18 protein-coding genes and 1 pseudogene are annotated in these 17,378 nt (G+C 62.1%); 3 read left to right on the top strand and 16 right to left on the bottom strand.

The features are described from left to right. Positions 1-2: 2 nt before the first annotated feature. The 13 genes and pseudogenes from hypB to ABIB73_RS35530 form a co-directional block, all read right to left on the bottom strand. On the bottom strand, positions 3-923 hold the full coding sequence (gene hypB, locus ABIB73_RS35590; protein WP_354098750.1) for a hydrogenase nickel incorporation protein HypB: 921 nt from the start codon (positions 921-923) through the stop codon (positions 3-5). Further along, positions 923-1,264, bottom strand: a complete 342-nt coding sequence (gene hypA / locus ABIB73_RS35585) for a hydrogenase maturation nickel metallochaperone HypA (RefSeq protein ID WP_148774722.1) — start codon at positions 1,262-1,264, stop codon at positions 923-925. The genes hypB and hypA overlap by 1 nt, the downstream gene beginning before the upstream one ends. Further along, positions 1,257-2,351: a nickel-dependent hydrogenase large subunit gene (locus ABIB73_RS35580; RefSeq protein WP_354098749.1), complete on the bottom strand. Its 1,095-nt coding sequence runs from the start codon at positions 2,349-2,351 to the stop codon at positions 1,257-1,259. Before ABIB73_RS35580 ends, hypA begins: the two co-directional genes overlap by 8 nt. Beyond that, the gene (gene hybE / locus ABIB73_RS35575) at positions 2,348-2,875 is read right to left on the bottom strand and encodes a [NiFe]-hydrogenase assembly chaperone HybE (protein ID WP_354098748.1); all 528 of its coding nucleotides are present in this window, start codon (positions 2,873-2,875) and stop codon (positions 2,348-2,350) included. Before hybE ends, ABIB73_RS35580 begins: the two co-directional genes overlap by 4 nt. Next, positions 2,872-3,081 (bottom strand): rubredoxin, encoded by a 210-nt coding sequence (locus tag ABIB73_RS35570; RefSeq protein ID WP_354098747.1) that lies wholly within the window; start codon positions 3,079-3,081, stop codon positions 2,872-2,874. Before ABIB73_RS35570 ends, hybE begins: the two co-directional genes overlap by 4 nt. Continuing rightward, positions 3,078-3,941 (bottom strand): hydrogenase expression/formation protein, encoded by an 864-nt coding sequence (locus tag ABIB73_RS35565; RefSeq protein ID WP_354098746.1) that lies wholly within the window; start codon positions 3,939-3,941, stop codon positions 3,078-3,080. The genes ABIB73_RS35570 and ABIB73_RS35565 overlap by 4 nt, the downstream gene beginning before the upstream one ends. Next, entirely contained in the window at positions 3,938-4,384 is a 447-nt protein-coding gene (locus ABIB73_RS35560; RefSeq protein ID WP_148756124.1) for a thioredoxin domain-containing protein, read from the bottom strand. The genes ABIB73_RS35565 and ABIB73_RS35560 overlap by 4 nt, the downstream gene beginning before the upstream one ends. A gap of 275 nt (positions 4,385-4,659) precedes the next feature. Beyond that, entirely contained in the window at positions 4,660-4,956 is a 297-nt protein-coding gene (locus ABIB73_RS35555; protein ID WP_148744597.1) for a HypC/HybG/HupF family hydrogenase formation chaperone, read from the bottom strand. A 26-nt stretch (positions 4,957-4,982) separates the two neighbouring features. Further along, positions 4,983-5,564 (bottom strand): HyaD/HybD family hydrogenase maturation endopeptidase, encoded by a 582-nt coding sequence (locus ABIB73_RS35550; protein ID WP_148744601.1) that lies wholly within the window; start codon positions 5,562-5,564, stop codon positions 4,983-4,985. A gap of 14 nt (positions 5,565-5,578) precedes the next feature. Beyond that, positions 5,579-6,316, bottom strand: coding sequence for a Ni/Fe-hydrogenase, b-type cytochrome subunit (gene cybH, locus ABIB73_RS35545; RefSeq protein WP_275174343.1), 738 nt, complete (start codon positions 6,314-6,316; stop codon positions 5,579-5,581). Positions 6,317-6,325: 9 nt separating this feature from the next. Beyond that, positions 6,326-8,116: a nickel-dependent hydrogenase large subunit gene (locus ABIB73_RS35540; RefSeq protein ID WP_354098744.1), complete on the bottom strand. Its 1,791-nt coding sequence runs from the start codon at positions 8,114-8,116 to the stop codon at positions 6,326-6,328. A 21-nt stretch (positions 8,117-8,137) separates the two neighbouring features. Further along, the gene (locus ABIB73_RS35535) at positions 8,138-9,229 is read right to left on the bottom strand and encodes a hydrogenase small subunit (protein ID WP_354062270.1); all 1,092 of its coding nucleotides are present in this window, start codon (positions 9,227-9,229) and stop codon (positions 8,138-8,140) included. Between the two features lie 198 nt (positions 9,230-9,427). Then, positions 9,428-9,786 (bottom strand): annotated as a pseudogene (locus tag ABIB73_RS35530) (nickel-dependent hydrogenase large subunit); the annotation flags it as partial. Positions 9,787-9,880: 94 nt separating this feature from the next. Between ABIB73_RS35530 and ABIB73_RS35525 the strand changes: the two are divergent. From ABIB73_RS35525 to ABIB73_RS35515, 3 genes are all read left to right on the top strand, one after another. Next, positions 9,881-10,279 (top strand): hypothetical protein, encoded by a 399-nt coding sequence (locus ABIB73_RS35525; RefSeq protein WP_502918480.1) that lies wholly within the window; start codon positions 9,881-9,883, stop codon positions 10,277-10,279. Positions 10,280-10,436: 157 nt separating this feature from the next. Further along, a complete protein-coding gene (locus ABIB73_RS35520) occupies positions 10,437-11,180 on the top strand; it encodes a hypothetical protein (protein WP_354231927.1) in 744 nt (247 codons plus the stop codon). Then, a complete protein-coding gene (locus ABIB73_RS35515; protein WP_354098742.1) occupies positions 11,134-11,892 on the top strand; it encodes a hypothetical protein in 759 nt (252 codons plus the stop codon). The genes ABIB73_RS35520 and ABIB73_RS35515 overlap by 47 nt, the downstream gene beginning before the upstream one ends. Before the next feature lie 384 nt (positions 11,893-12,276). On the opposite strand, the gene ABIB73_RS35510 is transcribed toward ABIB73_RS35515, so the two are convergent. The 3 genes from ABIB73_RS35510 to ABIB73_RS35500 all read right to left on the bottom strand — a co-directional run bounded on the left by ABIB73_RS35510 (position 12,277) and on the right by ABIB73_RS35500 (position 16,952). Continuing rightward, positions 12,277-14,253 carry a RiPP maturation radical SAM C-methyltransferase gene (locus tag ABIB73_RS35510; RefSeq protein ID WP_354231925.1) on the bottom strand — a complete coding sequence of 659 codons (1,977 nt, stop codon included), beginning with the start codon at positions 14,251-14,253 and terminating at the stop codon, positions 12,277-12,279. 633 nt (positions 14,254-14,886) lie between these two features. Further along, on the bottom strand, positions 14,887-16,419 hold the full coding sequence (locus tag ABIB73_RS35505; protein WP_354231923.1) for a radical SAM family RiPP maturation amino acid epimerase: 1,533 nt from the start codon (positions 16,417-16,419) through the stop codon (positions 14,887-14,889). A gap of 140 nt (positions 16,420-16,559) precedes the next feature. Then, a complete protein-coding gene (locus ABIB73_RS35500; RefSeq protein ID WP_354231921.1) occupies positions 16,560-16,952 on the bottom strand; it encodes a hypothetical protein in 393 nt (130 codons plus the stop codon). Between the last annotated feature and the right edge of the window lie 426 nt (positions 16,953-17,378).

Here is a 17,378-nt window from a genome sequence, read left to right as displayed (position 1 = left end):
CGTCACTCCGCCGCCGTCATCGCGGCAGGCGTCGTCGCCGCCATCCGCTTGCGGATCCAGGCAAAGAACGTCGCAAAGCCTTCGCCGGTGCGCGCCGACACCGTCAGCACCTCGATCTTCGGGTTGACCCGGCGCGCATAGTCGATGGTCTTCGCCAGATCGAAATCGAGCACGGGCGCGAGATCGATCTTGTTGATCAGCATCAGCGACGAGGCTGCGAACATGTCGGGGTATTTCAGCGGCTTGTCCTCGCCCTCGGTGGTCGAGAACACCACGATCTTGCAGGCCTCGCCGAGATCGAACGCCGCCGGGCAAACCAGGTTGCCGACATTCTCGATGAAGAGCAGGCCGCCGTTCAGCCAGGGCAGCCGGTCATAGGCCTCGCCGACCATGGCGGCGTCGAGGTGACAGCCCTTGCCGGTATTGACCTGGATCGCCGGCACGCCGGTCGCGCGAATGCGCTCGGCATCGTTGGAGGTCTGCTGGTCGCCTTCGATCACGCCGATCGCAAAGCTTGCCTTCAGCTCGGACAGGGCGCGGACCAGCAGCGAGGTCTTGCCGGCGCCGGGGCTGGAGACCAGGTTGAAGGCGAGCACGCCGTCGGCCGCGAAGCGGGCGCGGTTGTCGGCCGCAAGCCGGTCGTTCTTGTCGAGGATGTCGCGCTCGACCTGGATGATGCGGTCGCTGCTCATGCCGGCGATCTTCTGGCCCGCGGGATTGGCGCCGCAGTCGAGCAGCCCGGCCCCATCGGGGGCGTGGTCGTGGGCACCACCGTGGTGATGGTGGTGACCGTGGTCGTGGCCATGACCGCGGTCATGATGATGGTGCCCTCCGTGCTCATGGCCATCGCCGTGATCATGATGATGACCATGCGCATCTTCGATCGATGCCTTGCCGTCGCTGCAGCCGCAGACCGTACACATCAGTCGACCTCCAATTCCCTTACGCGCAATTCTTCGCCGCCCGTCACCTGCAATTGGTAGCCGCCGCAGGACGGGCACAGCTCGTAACACTGCCCGATCTCAACGGTTTTGGAACAGGCCATGCACCAAGCCGTGCCGGGCGTCTCGACGATCTCGAGCCGCGCGCCTTGCGCGATGGTCCGCGCGGCCACGGCCTCGAAGCAGAATTTCAGCGCCTCCGGCACGACATGGCTCAGCGCACCGATCTCCAGACAGACGACGTTCACCTTGGTGAAAGCGCGCTTGCGCGCTTCCTCCTCGACGATACCGACGATGCCTTCGCACAGCGCCATCTCATGCATGGCCGGCCTCGCGAAATTGCAGGCTGAAGCCGACGCAGGGATCGAAGGAGCCGACCAGCGCGCGAACCGCGTCCTGTCCCTGCCGGCCGGTCGCGAGCGTCGCGCCCTTGAGGCTCCTGACCAGCGGTCCGCGGGCGTGAAAATTCCACTCGGTCGGTGCCAGGAACTCGAAGTTGACGACGCGATCCTCGTCGTCCAGTGCGACGGCGTGATGAAGGCGCCCGCGTGCGCATTCGACCGCGGCTGCCCCCTTGCCCGCGCCGAGCCGGTAGCTCGCGACGACGCCTTCATCAAGATCCGCATCGCCGCGATCGAGCCAGGCGCAGAGCCGCGCGACCTCGGCAATCCGCGCCTTCAGACGCGCGGCGGAGCCCGCTTCCGCCGCCGAGACCGCTTCACGGCGTGCCCTGCGCGCCCAGACGCCGGTTTCCGGAATCCGGCCGCAGAGGTCCGGCGCATCGGAATAGGCCGCACCGTCCGCCAGCAGACGCGTGACGATGTCCAAATCGTCCGCCACCGTCAGGAAGGATGGATCGGCGTCCGGCTCTGACACCAGCTTGCCGTGGCATCCCGCGACGGAGGCGGCGAGCGGGCTGCCCGGCGCGAGCGTCTCGTCTTCTTCGCCGGCGATCCCCATCGCGCCGAGCGCGGCCTTGATCTGCACCACGGCGTTGCGATGCAAGGCCGGCGGGACGGCCTCGTCCGCGCCCCAAAGCAGCGCGCTTGCCTGCATTACGGCGCGCACCGCCGGAGCGTTTGTGCCGTCGAGCGCGAGCCGTCCGACGAACAGGCCGCGCAGCAGTTCGGTCAGCCGCTCGACGACGACTGCGGTGACGCGGCGCCGCACCGTTGCGGGAGTCGCCTCCCGCCCTTGCGCGGCTTCCACCGCCGACTGGAACGCCACGTGATGGGCGATCGAGCACAGCGAGAACAGACGCGGCAGCACCGGAAGCAGCGAAGCCGCGGGCTTTCCCGCAAACAGCCGCGTCAGCGGCGGCCGGCTGCGCGGCTTGATCGCGACGTCGGCGATCGTGGCGCCGGACAACAGCACCGTAATATCGATCTCGCTGCGGAACGAGAGACTCATCCATGCCACTCCATCAAGACACCCCGCAGGAAGTTACGCCGATCGATCGGGCTTGTGTCGGGCTCGCGGCGGCGAACCGCCTCCTCGCCGTCCGCCGGCAGCATCAATTCGGCAAGCGCGGCTTCGGCCGTCGCTCGCGCGGCATCCATGTCGGCGAATTGGAACATCGGCGAGAACAGCGAGCAGCTCGCGTTCCGGCCGATCCGGGCGATCTCGCTGAGGGTGAATTCGATATCGCCCGCGGGAAAACGCATTCGCACGGTCGCGCCCGAGGTGGCTGGCGTCACCGCGCCCGCCGGCATCGCCACGTTCATGAACCACGGCGTGACCATGATGCCGACGATCGTGCCGTTGAAGGGACGGAAACCGACCGCCTCGATGCCGAGCGCATCGTTGTAGATGGGTAGATCGCGCATCGCGCGCTCGCCGATCTCCCGGTAGCTTGCGGCCAGAAGCTCGCCCCACGCCGCGGCGTCGGCGTCGCCGGCAGGACCTGACGCACTCGCTGGCGGGCTGCCTGTCATGTTTCGATCGCCATGAACTTGGACTTTGGCGCGTCGCAATTCGGGCAGTGCCACTCCTCCGGCAGCGCCGCGAACGGCGTGCCCGGCGCGATCTGCGCTACCTCATCGCCATCCGCCGGATCGTAGACGGTCCAGCAGATGCCGCATTCCAGCCGCGTGACGTCGGCGACGTCCTGGCGCATGCCAATATTCTCGAAGGCGCTCATTTGAAGTAGGCCTCGATGATTTCCTGCAGCCGCTCGGCGGAATCCTCGAAATCCTCGTCCGCTGCCAGCGCAACCGTCGGCACGCCGCCGACTTCGAGCGTATCGAGAATGATAGTGTCCATGACGTTGAAGAACTGCACCGACCAGACATTGCGGATGCCGGTGGAGAGCGCCCGCCAGGTGCCGTAGCCGCGCGACACGAGCTGAATCGGTCCGTTCCGGATCGTGTCCTGCAGGAAGCTCATGTCGACCGGGCTCATCGGCAGCAGCGTGAAATTGATGATCTGCGAGCGAATGCCGGGCCGCCAGGCCTGTGCCCGCTCGCGGATTTCGGCGAGCACCGGCAGCACGTTCATGGCGCCCTCCGGCACCTGCCCGATCTCGAAATCGGCGGATGTCAGGTCGGCAGCCGCACGCTTGACGATCTCGGGAACCGCGCCGATCTCGAGATATTCGGAAGTGGCGTCGGTCTCGAGCCGCACACGCCAAATTCCCGCCAGCACCGATTCCTGGATCTGCGCCAGCGATCCGTCCGGCAGCGCGACGACGCCGGCGACCTCGCCTTCGCCGAGCACGTCGGCCACCAGCTTGCTCTCGAGATCGTTGAGATTGGCCAGCCGAAACAGTCTTGTCGGCGCGTTCGCCTTTTGATCCGCGATGGCATCCGCGATCCTCGAGAGCAGCGCGACTGCGTTCGGGCAGCTCTTTGCAAGCTCCGCACTGTCGAGCGTTGCAAGCTTTGCGAGCGCGCCGGCCGCCGTCAGGCTGCCCTTCGCTGCATTGAGACTCTCGTCGCCGATCGGAAACACGTTGACTGGTTGCTCGGCGCCTTCGGGCGCATCCCAGAAGCCGGCCTTCATAGCCCGACCTCTTGTGCGCGATGCTGGGGAACGATGGTGACGGCGACTGCGGCGCCTTGCCCGCGCGGCCGGTCGATCAGCTTGGTGATGCGGTCGGCATAGACCGACCAGTCCTGGATCTTGGCGATCAACCCCAGCGTCTTGCCGTTGGCGACGAAGATCAGCGTCGGCTGCACCCGCACCTCGAAGCGCTCGCCGAGCACACGCTCAGCGTCGCGTGCGATGATCGCACCGCGCAGCCGATTACCGAACGCTGCGATAAGCTCGGGCAGCACCACGGCGACATCGATTGCCTCCGGAAAGCGGTTGGGATCGCCCGCCGACAGCAGCACCGCGACCGCACCGGCCTCGTCCGCTCCGCCAAGAAAATGATCGACCGTCGCAGCATCGACCTCGGGCAGACCACTCCGCGCCAGATCATGCTTTCCTACCTGGAATTCCATCGAACCTCTCCTGACAAGCTTGTGTTTTTGCCGAACTAGAGGTTCGCAAGCCACGTGCCAGGATCGGTTATCACATGTCCGGATTTATCCCATTGATCCAGATCATGTATTTCTTGGCGCCGATTGTAAGCTAAGCTTCAATGGAAAGATGCTTGCCATATCTGGTGAGAGCTGTCTTTGCAGGTAGAAATCGACCTTCCAGGCCCACAGCGGCCGCCGAGGCCGGCCGGTCACTGATGTCGTCAACGCATCAAACGGGAGAAGCAGCGGCGATCCTAGTCGGACCGCAGGTGCTCGGGTAGTTGCGGCTCGCGATCGATGAGGTCGGCGAAGAAGCGGTCGCAATCCTCGCCGTCGAGCGCCGCGCTGAGACCTTCGATCGCATTCGCGATCAGGCGTGCCTCGTCCTCGTCCAGCAGCCGGATCGCGGTGTCGATATAGACCAGCACCTTGGCGCCGACCGGAGGATTCGAGAGCAGTAGCACAGAGACGGGGCGCTGCTCGCCGCGATACGCGCACAGCGCCGAGATCCCGTCGGTCTCGACAATCGTCATGGGCAGGCCGAGGCACATGGGCAAATCTCCGGCAGTGTGGCCGATCAGGCCGGCCGCGTCTCGTAATGGAGATGATCGATGTCATTGGCGAGCAGCCGCTCGATATCTGCCAATGGCTCGGCGCGTTGGCTCACCGTGAGGCCCCATTCGGCCAGGATGGCGCAAGCGAGATTGATCGCGGGCGCGATCTGGTCGCGCACCGGCGGCGTCAGCGGCCCGCCCCAGTCTTCGAGATCGAGCGGCTGGCAGCCGATCAGCACCAGATGTTTCGGGCAGCGGCCGAGCAGGTCGGCCGCGCTGATGACTTCCTGGAAGCCGGTCTGGTGCAGGCTCATCTTCTTGGCGCCGGTGAAACGCGGCACCTCGTCGTCACGCACAAGCTTCAACTGGCCGGGCTCGAGGCCATAGTCGATCGCGTCGAACACGATCAGGCGGTCCGCCTCTTCCAGATAGTTGACGAGATAGAGCCCCTGCGTGCCGCCATCGAGAATGGTGACATTGTCGGGTACGGCGTAGCGGCGGTGGAATTCCTCCACCGCCCGGACGCCGAACCCTTCATCGGCCCACAGGATATTGCCGATGCCGAGCACCAGGATGCGATCGTCTTGCGAGAATGTCGGCTTCACTTGGCGTTCCCGTTTCAGTCGCGGAATTGCCGTTCGCCCGAGATCATCGAGGAGATGATGCTCTGGCGCGACATGATGTCTTCGCGGATCGCGGTGTAGATGTGCACCATCACGAACACGACCAGCGCCCACATGCCGAGATGATGCCAGGTGTGCACGTCCTGGCTGTTCGGCCAGATCGCAAACACCCAGCCGAACAGCTTATGCTGCCAGCTATCGATGCCGGTGCCTTCCGAATAGAGCGCAAACCCGGTGATGATCATGAAGGCCACGAACAGCGTGAATCCCGTGAACATCGCAATCTGCGCCAGAGGATTATGGCCGACATACATCTTGGGCTCGCGCTCCAGGAACGCGTACCAGCGGATTTCGTGCAGCACTTCCTCCCAGAACTGCTTGCGGTGAACCGGGATGTAGAAGATCTGCCGAGACTGGTGGTTCCCGACGAAAGCCCACAGGATGCGCGTGAGGAAGAATACCGCGAGCACCTGCCCCGCGGCGAAATGGGCGAAGCGGATGTAGCCCATCACGAAATTGTCGGACGCCTCGCCCGCGACCGTCGGCAACGGCGTTCCGATCAGATAGCCGGTCACCATAAGCACGATAATCGAGAACGCGTTCACCCAGTGGCAGATCCGTACCGGCGCTTCGTAGACATAGACGCTGGGACGACCGACCGCACGTTCTCCGGAAGCATCGGCTGCGATCGCCGCGAGGTCGGGCCCGGCGTCCGAGGCAGCTGCATCCATCATGATCCTCTCCTACCTGACCTTGACCTTGGCGAGTTCCTGGCCGTCCGGGCTCATGACGTGCGTCGAACAGGCCAAGCACGGATCGAAGGAATGGATGGTGCGCAGGATCTCCAGCGGCTGCTCGGGATTGACCATCGGCGTGTTCATCAGCGACGCCTCGAAGGCGCCAATATTTCCCTTGGGGTCGCGCGGCGAGCCGTTCCAAGTCGTCGGCACCACGCACTGGTAGTTGTCGATCTTGGTGTCCTTGATCTTGACCCAGTGCGCGAGCGCGCCGCGCGGCGCCTCGGTGAAGCCGACTCCCTTGGCCTCCTTCGGCCAGCTCTCCGGCTTCCACTTGTCGACATTGGCGGTCGAGCTGTCGCCGGCCTTGATGTTGGCGACGAGCTTGTCCTGGAAGTAGCGCATCTGGCGTCCGGCCCAGACGGATTCGAGCGCACGCGCCGCCGTGCGGCCGAGCGTCGAGAACAGCGCCGACATCGGCAGGTTCAGATCCCGAAGGAACTTGTCGACGGGATCCTTGAACTCCGCCTTGTTCTGCGCGTAGCCGACGACCCAGCGCGCCAGCGGGCCGACCTCCATGGCGTGACCGCGCCAGCGCGGCGCCTTGATCCAGGAGTACTTGCCGCCTTCGTCGAGCTGCTCGATCGCCGTCTTGGTGCCCTTCGCGTTCGGTCCCAGCACGTAATTCGGCTCGGTGACGCCGTCCCAGGGATGAAGTCCCTTGGTCTCGTCGGGATATTTGTACCAGGAGTGCACCACGAACTCCTGGATCTCGTCGGGATGGGCGTGGTCGACCGGAAGCACCTCGGACAGGTTGCCGTTGATAATGGCGCCGCGCGGCAGCTTCAGGCTCTTGGCGGAATAGTCGTTGGCATGTTCTGGCACATCACCATACGAGAGCACGCTCTGGCTCGAAAGGCCACCGCCATAGAGCCAATCCTTGTAGAATGAGCCGATCGCCGCCACATCGGGGAGATAGACCATTTCGTTGAACTCGATCAGACGGTCGATGATCGAGGAGATCAGGTTCAGCCGTTCCATGTTGATGGCGCCGACAGCGCCGGTGCCGTCGACATTGATCGGACAGGGCACGCCGCCGACGAGCCAGTTAGGATGCGGGTTCTTGCCGCCGAAGATGGTGTGAATCTTGACGATCTCCTTCTGGAAATCGAGCGCCTCCAGATAATGCGCCACCGCCATCAGATTGGCCTCGGGCGGTAGCCTGTAGGCTTTGCTGCCCCAATACCCGTTCTTGAACGGACCGAGCTGCCCCGACTCGACGAACTTCTTGAGACGGGTCTGCAGATCCTTGAAATACCCGGGTGACGACAGCGGCCAGCTCGAGATCGACTGCGCCAGCGTCGAGGTCGCCCGCGGATCGGCCGAGAGCGCGGAGACCACGTCGACCCAATCCAGCGCGTGCAGGTGATAGAAGTGAACGACATGGTCGTGCACCTGCAGCGCGAGCTGCATCAGATTGCGGATCGAGTTGGCATTCTCCGGAATTGTGATCCCAAGTGCATTCTCGACCGCGCGGACCGAAGTCAGGGCATGCGTGCCGGTGCAGACGCCGCAAATCCGTTCGGTAAACGCCCAGGCGTCGCGCGGATCGCGGTTCTTGAGGATCACCTCGATGCCGCGCCACATCGTGCCGGTCGATACGGCGTTACGGATGATGTTGTCGGAATCGACGTTGACCTCGACCCGCATGTGACCTTCGATGCGGGTGACCGGATCGACGACGATGCGCTTGCCGGAATTGTCGAGCTTGAACCCATTGGGTGTCTGGATGCCCATCGCTATCTCCCCTGAACTCGATTAGTGATCTTGGTTCGCATCGTCGCGCTTGTTGGCGAGGCGCTTCGCCGCCGTCACCGCGGCATGCGCCGCGACCGCCGCGCCGACGGCGCCGGCTGCCGCCATGCCGATCTGATCGGCATTCTTCTCGATGCCGAACTGCTTGATGTTGGTGAGGCGGTCGTAGAATGAGCCCTTGTCCCAGAAGCCGTCCTCTGAGCATCCGATGCAGCCATGACCCGACTGGATCGGGAAGGAGACGCCGTCGTTCCAGCGCACGGTCGAGCAGGCGTTGTAGGTGGTCGGCCCCTTGCAGCCCATCTTGTAGAGGCAATAGCCCTTGCGCGCGGCCTCGTCGTCCCACTCCTCGACGAACTGCCCCGCGTCGAAATGCGGGCGCCGGTAGCACTTGTCATGAATGCGCTGCGAGTAGAACATCTTCGGTCGGCCCTGGCGATCGAGCTCGGGCAGCTTGCCGAAGGTGGTGATGAAGGTGACGACGCCGGTCATCACCTCGGCGATCGGGGGGCATCCCGGCACCTTGATGATGGGCTTGTTGGTGATCACCTTGTCGATCGGAGTTGCCTGTGTCGGATTGGGCTTTGCCGCCTGCACGCAGCCCCAGGAGGCGCAGGCGCCCCAGGCGATGATTGCCATCGCGTCCTCGGCCATCATCTTCAGCTTCTCGACGAACGGCTTGCCGCCATCGATGCAGAACATCCCGCCTTCGTTCAGCGGCGGATTGCCTTCCACCGCGAGGATATACTGGCCTTTGTGCTTGGCGCGGGTCTCCTCGAGGATGGCTTCGGCCTGGTGGCCCGCAGCCGCCATGATGGTGTCGTCGTAGTCGAGCGAGATCATCGACAGCACCGCATCCTTGACCAGCGGGTGCGCGGAGCGGATGAAGCTCTCCGAACAGCAGGTGCATTCGAGGCCGTGCATCCAGATCACGGGCACGCGCGGCTTAGTCTCGAGCGCGTTCGCGATGCGGCTCGCCGCCAGCGGTCCGAGCCCGAGGCTCGTCGCCGTCAGGCTGCAGAATTTATGAAAGCACCGACGCGTGATGCCTTGCCGCCTGATCACGCTGTAAAACGTTTCCGTCGCCGCGCCCATGAATGCTCCCGTCTTCGGCTTTAACTTTTCGATGACGCAAAGGGTAGCAAGAAGCAGGCCAACAGCCTGGAGAGATTCAAAAGTGGAGAGATTCCATAACGTTGCGAATTTGAACCACTTTCATGAACAGTACGCGAGGACGCTGCCAACACGAGAAGAGGAAACAATTCGATTTGCAGCCGGCAACGAAGTTTCCGGTCAATGCGCGGTGCACACCATGCAGGGATCGAACGAGCGCACGATGTGCTGGATCGCAACCGCACGCGGGCCGGCGTCGCCGACATCAGTGCCGACCAGCGCCCGCTCCAGCGGGCCGCCGACGTCGAAGGAATCGCGCGGCGAGAAATTCCAGGTGGTCGGCGCGATGATCTGGTAGCGCTCTATCTTGCCGTCGCGCACTGCCATCCAATGCCCGAGACTGCCGCGGGCGGCCTCGACCAACCCGACATAGCTTCCGTCGGGGAGCTCGCGCGATTTGTCGCAGAACGGCTCCGACAGCCGCAGCGCGCGCGTCCGCTGCTCCATGGCAAGCGCGAGCGCGCGGTCTCGATCAGCCGACGACGTGATCGGGAAAACAATCTGAGCACTGGAGCGCTCATTCAGGAGCGGCGGGCCGACATTGTCTATGGCTGGAACGACACCACTCAAGGCATGCGTCTCGTCTTCGAGTTCAAGCGCATGGGACGGCAAAAGAAGCACCGTAACCATTATCTGCTCGAACAAGGCCTCGGTCGTTTCGTCACAGGCATCTACAGCCGCCGACAAGCGGTCGCCGCCATGGTGGGCGTCCTTCTTGATCCGGAGGCTGATGTGGTCCCGCCGATCAGGGAAGCACTGGAGGACGCCGCCCTCGCAACCGCATTGCGCCTTAAGCCTACCTCCGGCGGCGACCCGATAGCGAGGCCGTCCAATATGTTCAGGGCGGCAGATTTCGACACTGAGCACGAACGAGATCCGTCGCTGGCTCCCACGCACGGCACCATTCGAGTTTCACACTTTTTTCTCGCCTTCGGTTATCCGACAAGCACCCTAAAACTGAAGACAACCTGACGAGGTCTCATAGAGCCCCGCCTAGGCGGGCTCAAAAACGACAACGGAACGTCTCGGCGTTGCTGAAGACACTCGATGCCTCTGGCATGTCCGATGCCAATAAGCACCTGTAAGAAAGAAACGATGATGAATCATCTCCAGCAGCTCCAATACTTGGATGATGACGTTCGATGAGTGCCGACGCTTGACAGCGCTCCCTCCACCATCTGCTGCAGGCGGGGCCAAGGCTGCACTCGATGGCTACGAGTACCAACTCGCCGTCTCGGTGTTGGCGGCTCTGCGGTTGATGTTGATCACCAAATCGGCGACGAGGATCACGCCCGAACCCGCCAACGAGGAAGATCTGGAGTCGGAGCTCGAACCAACGACGCCTGGCCGGGTCCAACCTAGCGCGAACGTCGCAGACGGCTACAAACTCGTCGTGCAGGTGAAGCTGCGCAACAGCGGTCCCTGGTCAATCACCGAATTCGACGCGTTGCTCAAACACGGTACCACCCGTCGGCCGGCCAAACACCACCTCGACGATCCCGGCACGCGCTATCTGCTGATTACCAATGCCGACGCCACCGGCGTGGCCCGCGACCTGCTGGTCCGCGGCTTGGAGGAACGGCCGGAAGAGCGGATTTTCCCGGCCAGACTGTCAGGGACCCTACCCCATGGACCCCATGGACCGGAGGGGCGGATCGGCATCTGGGGCGTTCTCACCGAGCGTCTCTTGGACTTGGAGATTAACGACATCCTCGGCTGTACTGCGGGTGCCCCAGAGCCGACGAACCGAATGCCGCGCGCGATTGCGCGACGAAGCTCTGCTGCGAATGCGCGGAACGAGCCCGGGCGTATGGACGCGCGAGGACTTGCTGAGCCTGATCCGCGGCTGTGGCGGCTATACGATGATCTCTAAGGATCTGCTCGGCTGCGCGACGTCGCGGAACAAAGGCACATGCGACAACCGCCTGAATATCAGGCGAGACGCTCTCGAAGCCTCGGTGCTCAGTGGCCTCCGGACGCACTTGATGGAGTATTCAAGGAATTCTGCGACGAGTTCACCCGCGAGGTTTTTGCGGATTGAGCGTGGAGCGGGCCTCGCTGCCATGCGAGACGAGCTCCCGCGCATCGAACGCGAACTGGGAAAGCTGCTGGCCGCTATTAAGGCTCGCGGTCCGATCGAAGCCATCGTCGAGGACATGAAGCGGCTCGAGGCCCGAAAGGCGGTACTGAAGGACCAGCTTGCGAATGCGGAAGAGCCGCCACCCCTCCTACATCCGAACATGGCGGAGATCTACCGTCAGCGGATCGCGGCGCTCTATGAGAGCCTGCAGAACGAGGATGGGAAGACCGAGTATGGGAAGACCGAGGCGGCGGAAGTCTTCCGCACGTTGGTCGATCAGGTGACACTTGTGCCCGACAAGGCTGAACTTGGCGATCGTCCCTGCGGGGCGACCTGGCCTCGATCCTGCGGTTCGCCGCAAACAAGAAAAACCCCGACGTCCTTTCGGAGGCTGGGGTTTTGGTTGCCTTGCTTTCGCAAGAATCGTTGGTTGCGGGGACACGCAACACCCGATTCCGGCGAAATGGAACGGGTGTTCTCGAAATCGGGGTCTCGCAAGAAATGATGGTCGTGGGGGCTCGTATTACCCGGTTTTTGCGATTGGTGGAAACAGTCATTCCGCGATTGGCTGCCTAGACCATTGCCTTCCCAAAGGTGGAAGTCACACGTTTGCATCGTGTTTGGTGCGCCACATCGTTACAAAACTGGGCACTCCAAAAACTGTCAATCGGCGTTCAAATTTGGCTCGGACACGCTTGGCAAACACGTTGTGCAAGCGCATTCCCTCCTTGAGCTCTTCCGGCGCCCACTGTTCGCCGTGCTGCCAGTCCGGAGGAACATACAGAGACAAAACTTCCAAAAGCTCGAAATCTCCGCTCCGCCATACTTGGCATCTCGTCGTGCGCCCCAGAAGAAGCGTCTCCCTCCGAGGTGCCCCCCGCAGTTTTCCTCATTCACGCGAGGTACCCAATGGCGCGGCACGTCGGTCGAAATAGCCTCCAGGGAACGCAGTCATCGGAGGGATTGGCGTATATGGATGCCAGAGCGCGAGCCCAACCAGCCGCGCGTCCAGCCGCACAATCAATTTGCGAGCGATCATGTCAGCTATCGCAGCCTCAATCTCGGCCTGCATTACATTCGTCCCGCTCAGCTGTTCGCGCAGGCGGGTTTCAGGCGAGCCTTCGTTCGCAGCCAGAAGAATTTCCCGCTCGAGGCCCCTGACCCGGTGTTCGCGCTCGACTGCAATGGCTCGCGTGTCCTCGACTATGATCTCGTCGCCGCTGTCCCGCATCGACAGCATAGACAACTTCGGCTCGTACCAGGCTTTCAGCCAGGCATCGATACCCTTGGTGACAGCGCTTAGCCCCGGGCGGCGATAAGCGTCGCGCGCCGCGAAATGACCGCCGACATCGTCGTCTTCACTGTCTTCGAAGTAGTAAACCTGATCCGCCAGATCGCGCTCCGACAACGGATAGACGTAGCGATAGGAGACGGCCGGGCGCAGCTTCAATCCATGTTTCTCGGCTGCGTAGTGATAGGGGCTGTAGCGCTGGTACCGCAAACGCACCGCAGGTCCCGGCTGTAGATGATGCAGCAGCGGTAGCAAAGGAGCCATTTCCGCATACCATGCGTCGCTCTCGCCGGGGAAGCCCCACAGCAAACTCCAACTGACCCGCACACCGTGCTGACGGCACCACTTCAAGAGCTGGACATTATGCGCTGAACTCGTTCCTTTGCGCATCAGCTTCAAAACACGGGTATCCAGGCTCTCAATACCCGGTTGGATCCAGCGGACGCCGGCGGCAGCCAGCTTCTCCACTTCGTGGCGCGTCAGGTTGGCTTTGACCTCAAAGAAGATCGCGAGCTTCTCGGGTAGCGCGGTGAGGCGAGGCAGCGCCTTTTTAAGGTAGTCAGTGGCCAGAATATTGTCCACCGCTTCGATGCGCGACGAACCGTAGCGCGCCGACATCTCAATCATCTCCTCTGCGGCCTGCCTCGCGGGTTTCTGGCGATAGGTCATCGATCCGCCGTTCAGCCCACAAAACGTGCAGTGGCTCCGCTCGCCCCACCAGCAGCCTCGAGAGAACTCCATCGGCAGCCCGGTATGGATGCGGTCGCCGTAGAGCGACGCGTTGAGCTCGGCAAAATAGTCCGAGAAATCGGGCAGCGGCAGGTCACCCATGTTCTCGATGACTGCGCGGGGCACTAAGTCGCGCGTCGACGCCGTGGGATAACCGGCCTCGCGATGCGCCGGACCGAAAACGCCAAATGGCAGGTCTGCAGGCGGAATGTCTCTGCCGCGATTAAGGATGTCCCAACACAGCGGGCCGATCAGTAAGTCGGCCTCGCCCGACACGACATAGTCGACCCATGGGAAACGCATGTGAGTGCTCCGCCCCATTACCGACTCGCAGTTTGCGCCCCCCATGAGAGTGACAAGATCCGGTGAGCGCTCGCTCAGCCGGCGCAGCAACGCGAGCGAGGGAACATGCTGGGTGAAGGTCGAGCTGCACCCGACTATGGCCGGCCGCTGCTCCAATATCTTGTCAGCCGTCCAATCGATAAACCCGCCGATGAGCGAGCGCAGCCTGAGAAAATTCGCGCGACGCTCGGCCAAACATTTGCCTGCGTGTATCGGGTTGCGTTCGAAATAAAGGTCCAGGAAGGCGCTTTCTTCAGGCTCGAAGTCGGGAAAAGCAACGCCCGCGAACAGCCAATCAACCAGCGCCTCCTCTGGCGGGCAACTCTCAAGAGGCCCATAGTCGGCAATGCCTATGTATTCCAAAAACCAGATGTTGGGATATGCTATCGTGGCTTGCAGCCCAGCCTGGGTCAGCGCTGACTTCAGCAGACCAAGCGCCAACGACGGTCTTTCGACTGCCGACATAGGCATGTTGACTAAGACGATTGGCACATCGATACTCATGTGATGCCACATTATTTGTGGTAGGCTAGGCGCGTTCGCCCGGCCACAGCCTCATGCGCTGGACGGCAATGCGAACTTCTGCGCGACTCCGTGATTGGAGCCGTGAACATGAAGTCAACTAATTCAGCGAATGCCCTAGGCGGCGCGCTTCGAGCCATGTTTCCGTGTCACGTTCGTTGCCTGGAGACTGGAAAGCATGAACGCGCTAGTCCAGCGGAGGGTGCTAGAGCCGAGCGGTGAATGAGCCGACACACCGCTTCGCTACCGACATTAAGCGGCGCCACGCCAAGGATCAGTTCGGGTCGAGCCGTTCTTGACGAAGAGCGTGCAGCGTTCCAGTCGTACTCGCCGATGTGCAAAAAAAGAGGACCTGGCTCGAAGCCGCGAGCGCGGAAGTCCTTCGGTCGCGTCCAGCGCGGAGCTACCAAAGCCCATCCGGCGGAGCTCAGGCAGGTGGTAGACCGAATGAGTTCGAGCTGCCTAGGAGAGCCCGGCACGCCAAGAACAGGTTCTGCGGTCACGTCGGTTCTGCGCGCCATGAAGCCGCGGACGGTGGATGCGAAACGGCTTGCCACCCCAGTCCACACTGCGAGATGGTAAGATGCCGCAGCGCCTCGATACTGACGTGGTACCTCAGTGCGAATCGGCATGATCTACGTCCGTGCGGGAGCCTGCGTATTTGGCAGCTTCGATGCGGCTCGTCGTCCAATTGCTGGTCTGCCAGGCGAAGCGGTCGTCGAGGTCGTCTTCGATTACCCCGGCCGCGTACAGCCGATCGAGCAAGTCAGCGACTGCAAGTATGCTCGTTCCGTCAGTCGTGACCCGCATAACCAGCTCCGACGCTGTGCAGTTGCCGAACGCGATGAGATCGCCAACGGAAATCGGAGCGACGTCGTCGGGCACCCGGTGTTCCATGTTGCGGGCGCGGAGCTGAAAGTACCGGTTCCCTGCTTTGTATTGCAGGTCTCTGCGGAAGCGGATCGGCAGGTCGGGGGCTGGGCTCTCGAGCATATACTGGTCGATCATGCTCTGCAGCCCCTCCCGGAACTCGTCAGGCGTCCTGAAGAAACGTTCACCCAAGATGCGGTAACCGAGAGGCCAGCGTTCGCTCCCCGGTACCGGCGTCACCAGTTGCAAACGTCCCTGCTGCATATTTACGAGGAAGCCGGAAACACACGCAATCGTGGTATGATCGCGTTCCAGCAACGCGATTGCATCATCTTTGATGGCGGACCTGAGCTTCCCCTTCCGCTCGCGCGCGCGTCCGGCGAAAGCCTTTGCGGTCGGCGCGTCCTTGCCCTGCAGGATGAGTTCCACCCCTAGCAGCTCCTCTGGCGAAAACGTGATATGAATCTGATTGAGATGTGCTTTGCTCAGCACGGAGAAACGATTCGGCGTGGTGCCATACAGGTTGAACAGTCTGAGCACGCGTCTGGTGAGTGCCTGATCCTTAAGCGGCGCAGCAGTGGTTGTCTGCGGCAATGCGCCCGTGATCCGATAGTAGTCGAACAGAAAGCGATCGTAGTGTGGGTTGTCCATAGGATCTGTAGCCCAGTAGCAGAAGCCAGTACGGGCTGCCGAACCAAACACCTCGCTCGCGACGCCAACTACGCCACGCCAACGCTCTGCCTGCTCTTTGCTGTAGTCGTAATAGCCTTTGAACCGGTTGGCAGAGAGGCCACAGAACCAGCAACCAACGGTGCAGCCTTCGCTCAACTCGAAGGCGATGATCGGGTACGTGACCGATAGCGACGATGCGCCCAATTCGTCGTTGCAGCGCCGGATTTGGCGCTCGCGCCAGGCATGGAAACGAGGGTTAATCGTCGACATTTCGCCTTCGTCGCGCAGGAGGTCGCGATGGCGCAACATCTCGCGCAGATGCTCGTCCCACATCGTAGCCAGCGGCCACTGGGCAGACTCCGGCTTGAAGCGGTATTTTTGGTAGTCTCCGTGCCAGAGCGGCAACATTTCCATTGGGTCAACTTCGATGCCGTAGCGCTCAGTTACCGTGCGAGGGGCGTCGACGTTCTCCGAAAGCGCCTTGCGGAACTCCACGTCACCGGCTAACCGCTCCGTGAAGCGCTTGACGTGCGACAGGGTGCGCAGTTGCTCGGGGGCGCGACGGTCAAAACTCAGTCGGTAGTGTTCGGTGGCAGCGCGCGTCATCACGTTACGGATAAACCTTGAAGCAGCATCTTATAAGCCTAATGGCAATGATCTCACCCCGGACGAGGCCAGCTTTCATGTTCTCGTCGCACTTGTCGTCTCCTTGAGCACGAGCCAATGCGGTCAGAGCGAAAGGCATGTCAGGCCACGACCGCAACAACAACAACCAGAACAACAGCGACGGGCTCGACTGCCGAGGCGAAGTTAGAGTGCGCTTCCGCGACCTGTACGCCGCTCGTGGGCACCTCCGCAGCGGACCTGGCCAACCCGGCGGCCTGCACAACGCCGGTCGAGATCGCAACACTCGAATCAGGATTGGCGCCGGCAGTCGCATCGAGCTGCTTACTAATCAACTCCTGTCGGGTTCGACACCGGATGTAACTCTTCGCTTCATCAAGAGTAAAATTGTAGCCGTGACTTTTTCCGACCGCTACAATTGATGCAAGACCTGTAGCACTCGGTTTTGCGTTTTCGAGCAGATTGCCCGTTTTCCCTAGATCGCTGACAAATCGCTCTATCTCAGTTCCCGACACAGCCAGTCTCCACGTCTTCGCTTAATGTTGCCAAACTATGCACGATGCCTTCGCGGGCGATCGACGCCGACAGCGCGAACAAAGCAAGCAACGCGCCAGACTGAAAATTGCTGATTTTTCGCTTTGTCTCGCGTCGTCAACGCGACAACATTGGTTTGGAACCGACAACCGGCCCACGACGCGGGACAAGATTTCATGGTCGGTATCTAAAGTCGTCAGTTCTTTAATCGCTGGCGACAGCAAACCGAGCGGCCCAGTGCAGGGCGACGGTTCGGGCACGCATGCAGGATGCGGCATCAACCCGCGCTATGGCTTTACGCGCCAGCGCAGAGGACATTCGGGGTGGCACCTCCCGTTACTGATCGCTTGACCAAAGCGACCCAAAACGAAATCCAGCAATCTCTTGAGTTGCTGGGCTCTTTCGAT

Source organism: Bradyrhizobium sp. F1.4.3, from assembly GCF_040548375.1.
Classification (GTDB): Bacteria; Pseudomonadota; Alphaproteobacteria; order Rhizobiales; family Xanthobacteraceae; genus Bradyrhizobium.
This window is presented reverse-complemented; position numbering and strand designations above follow the sequence as displayed.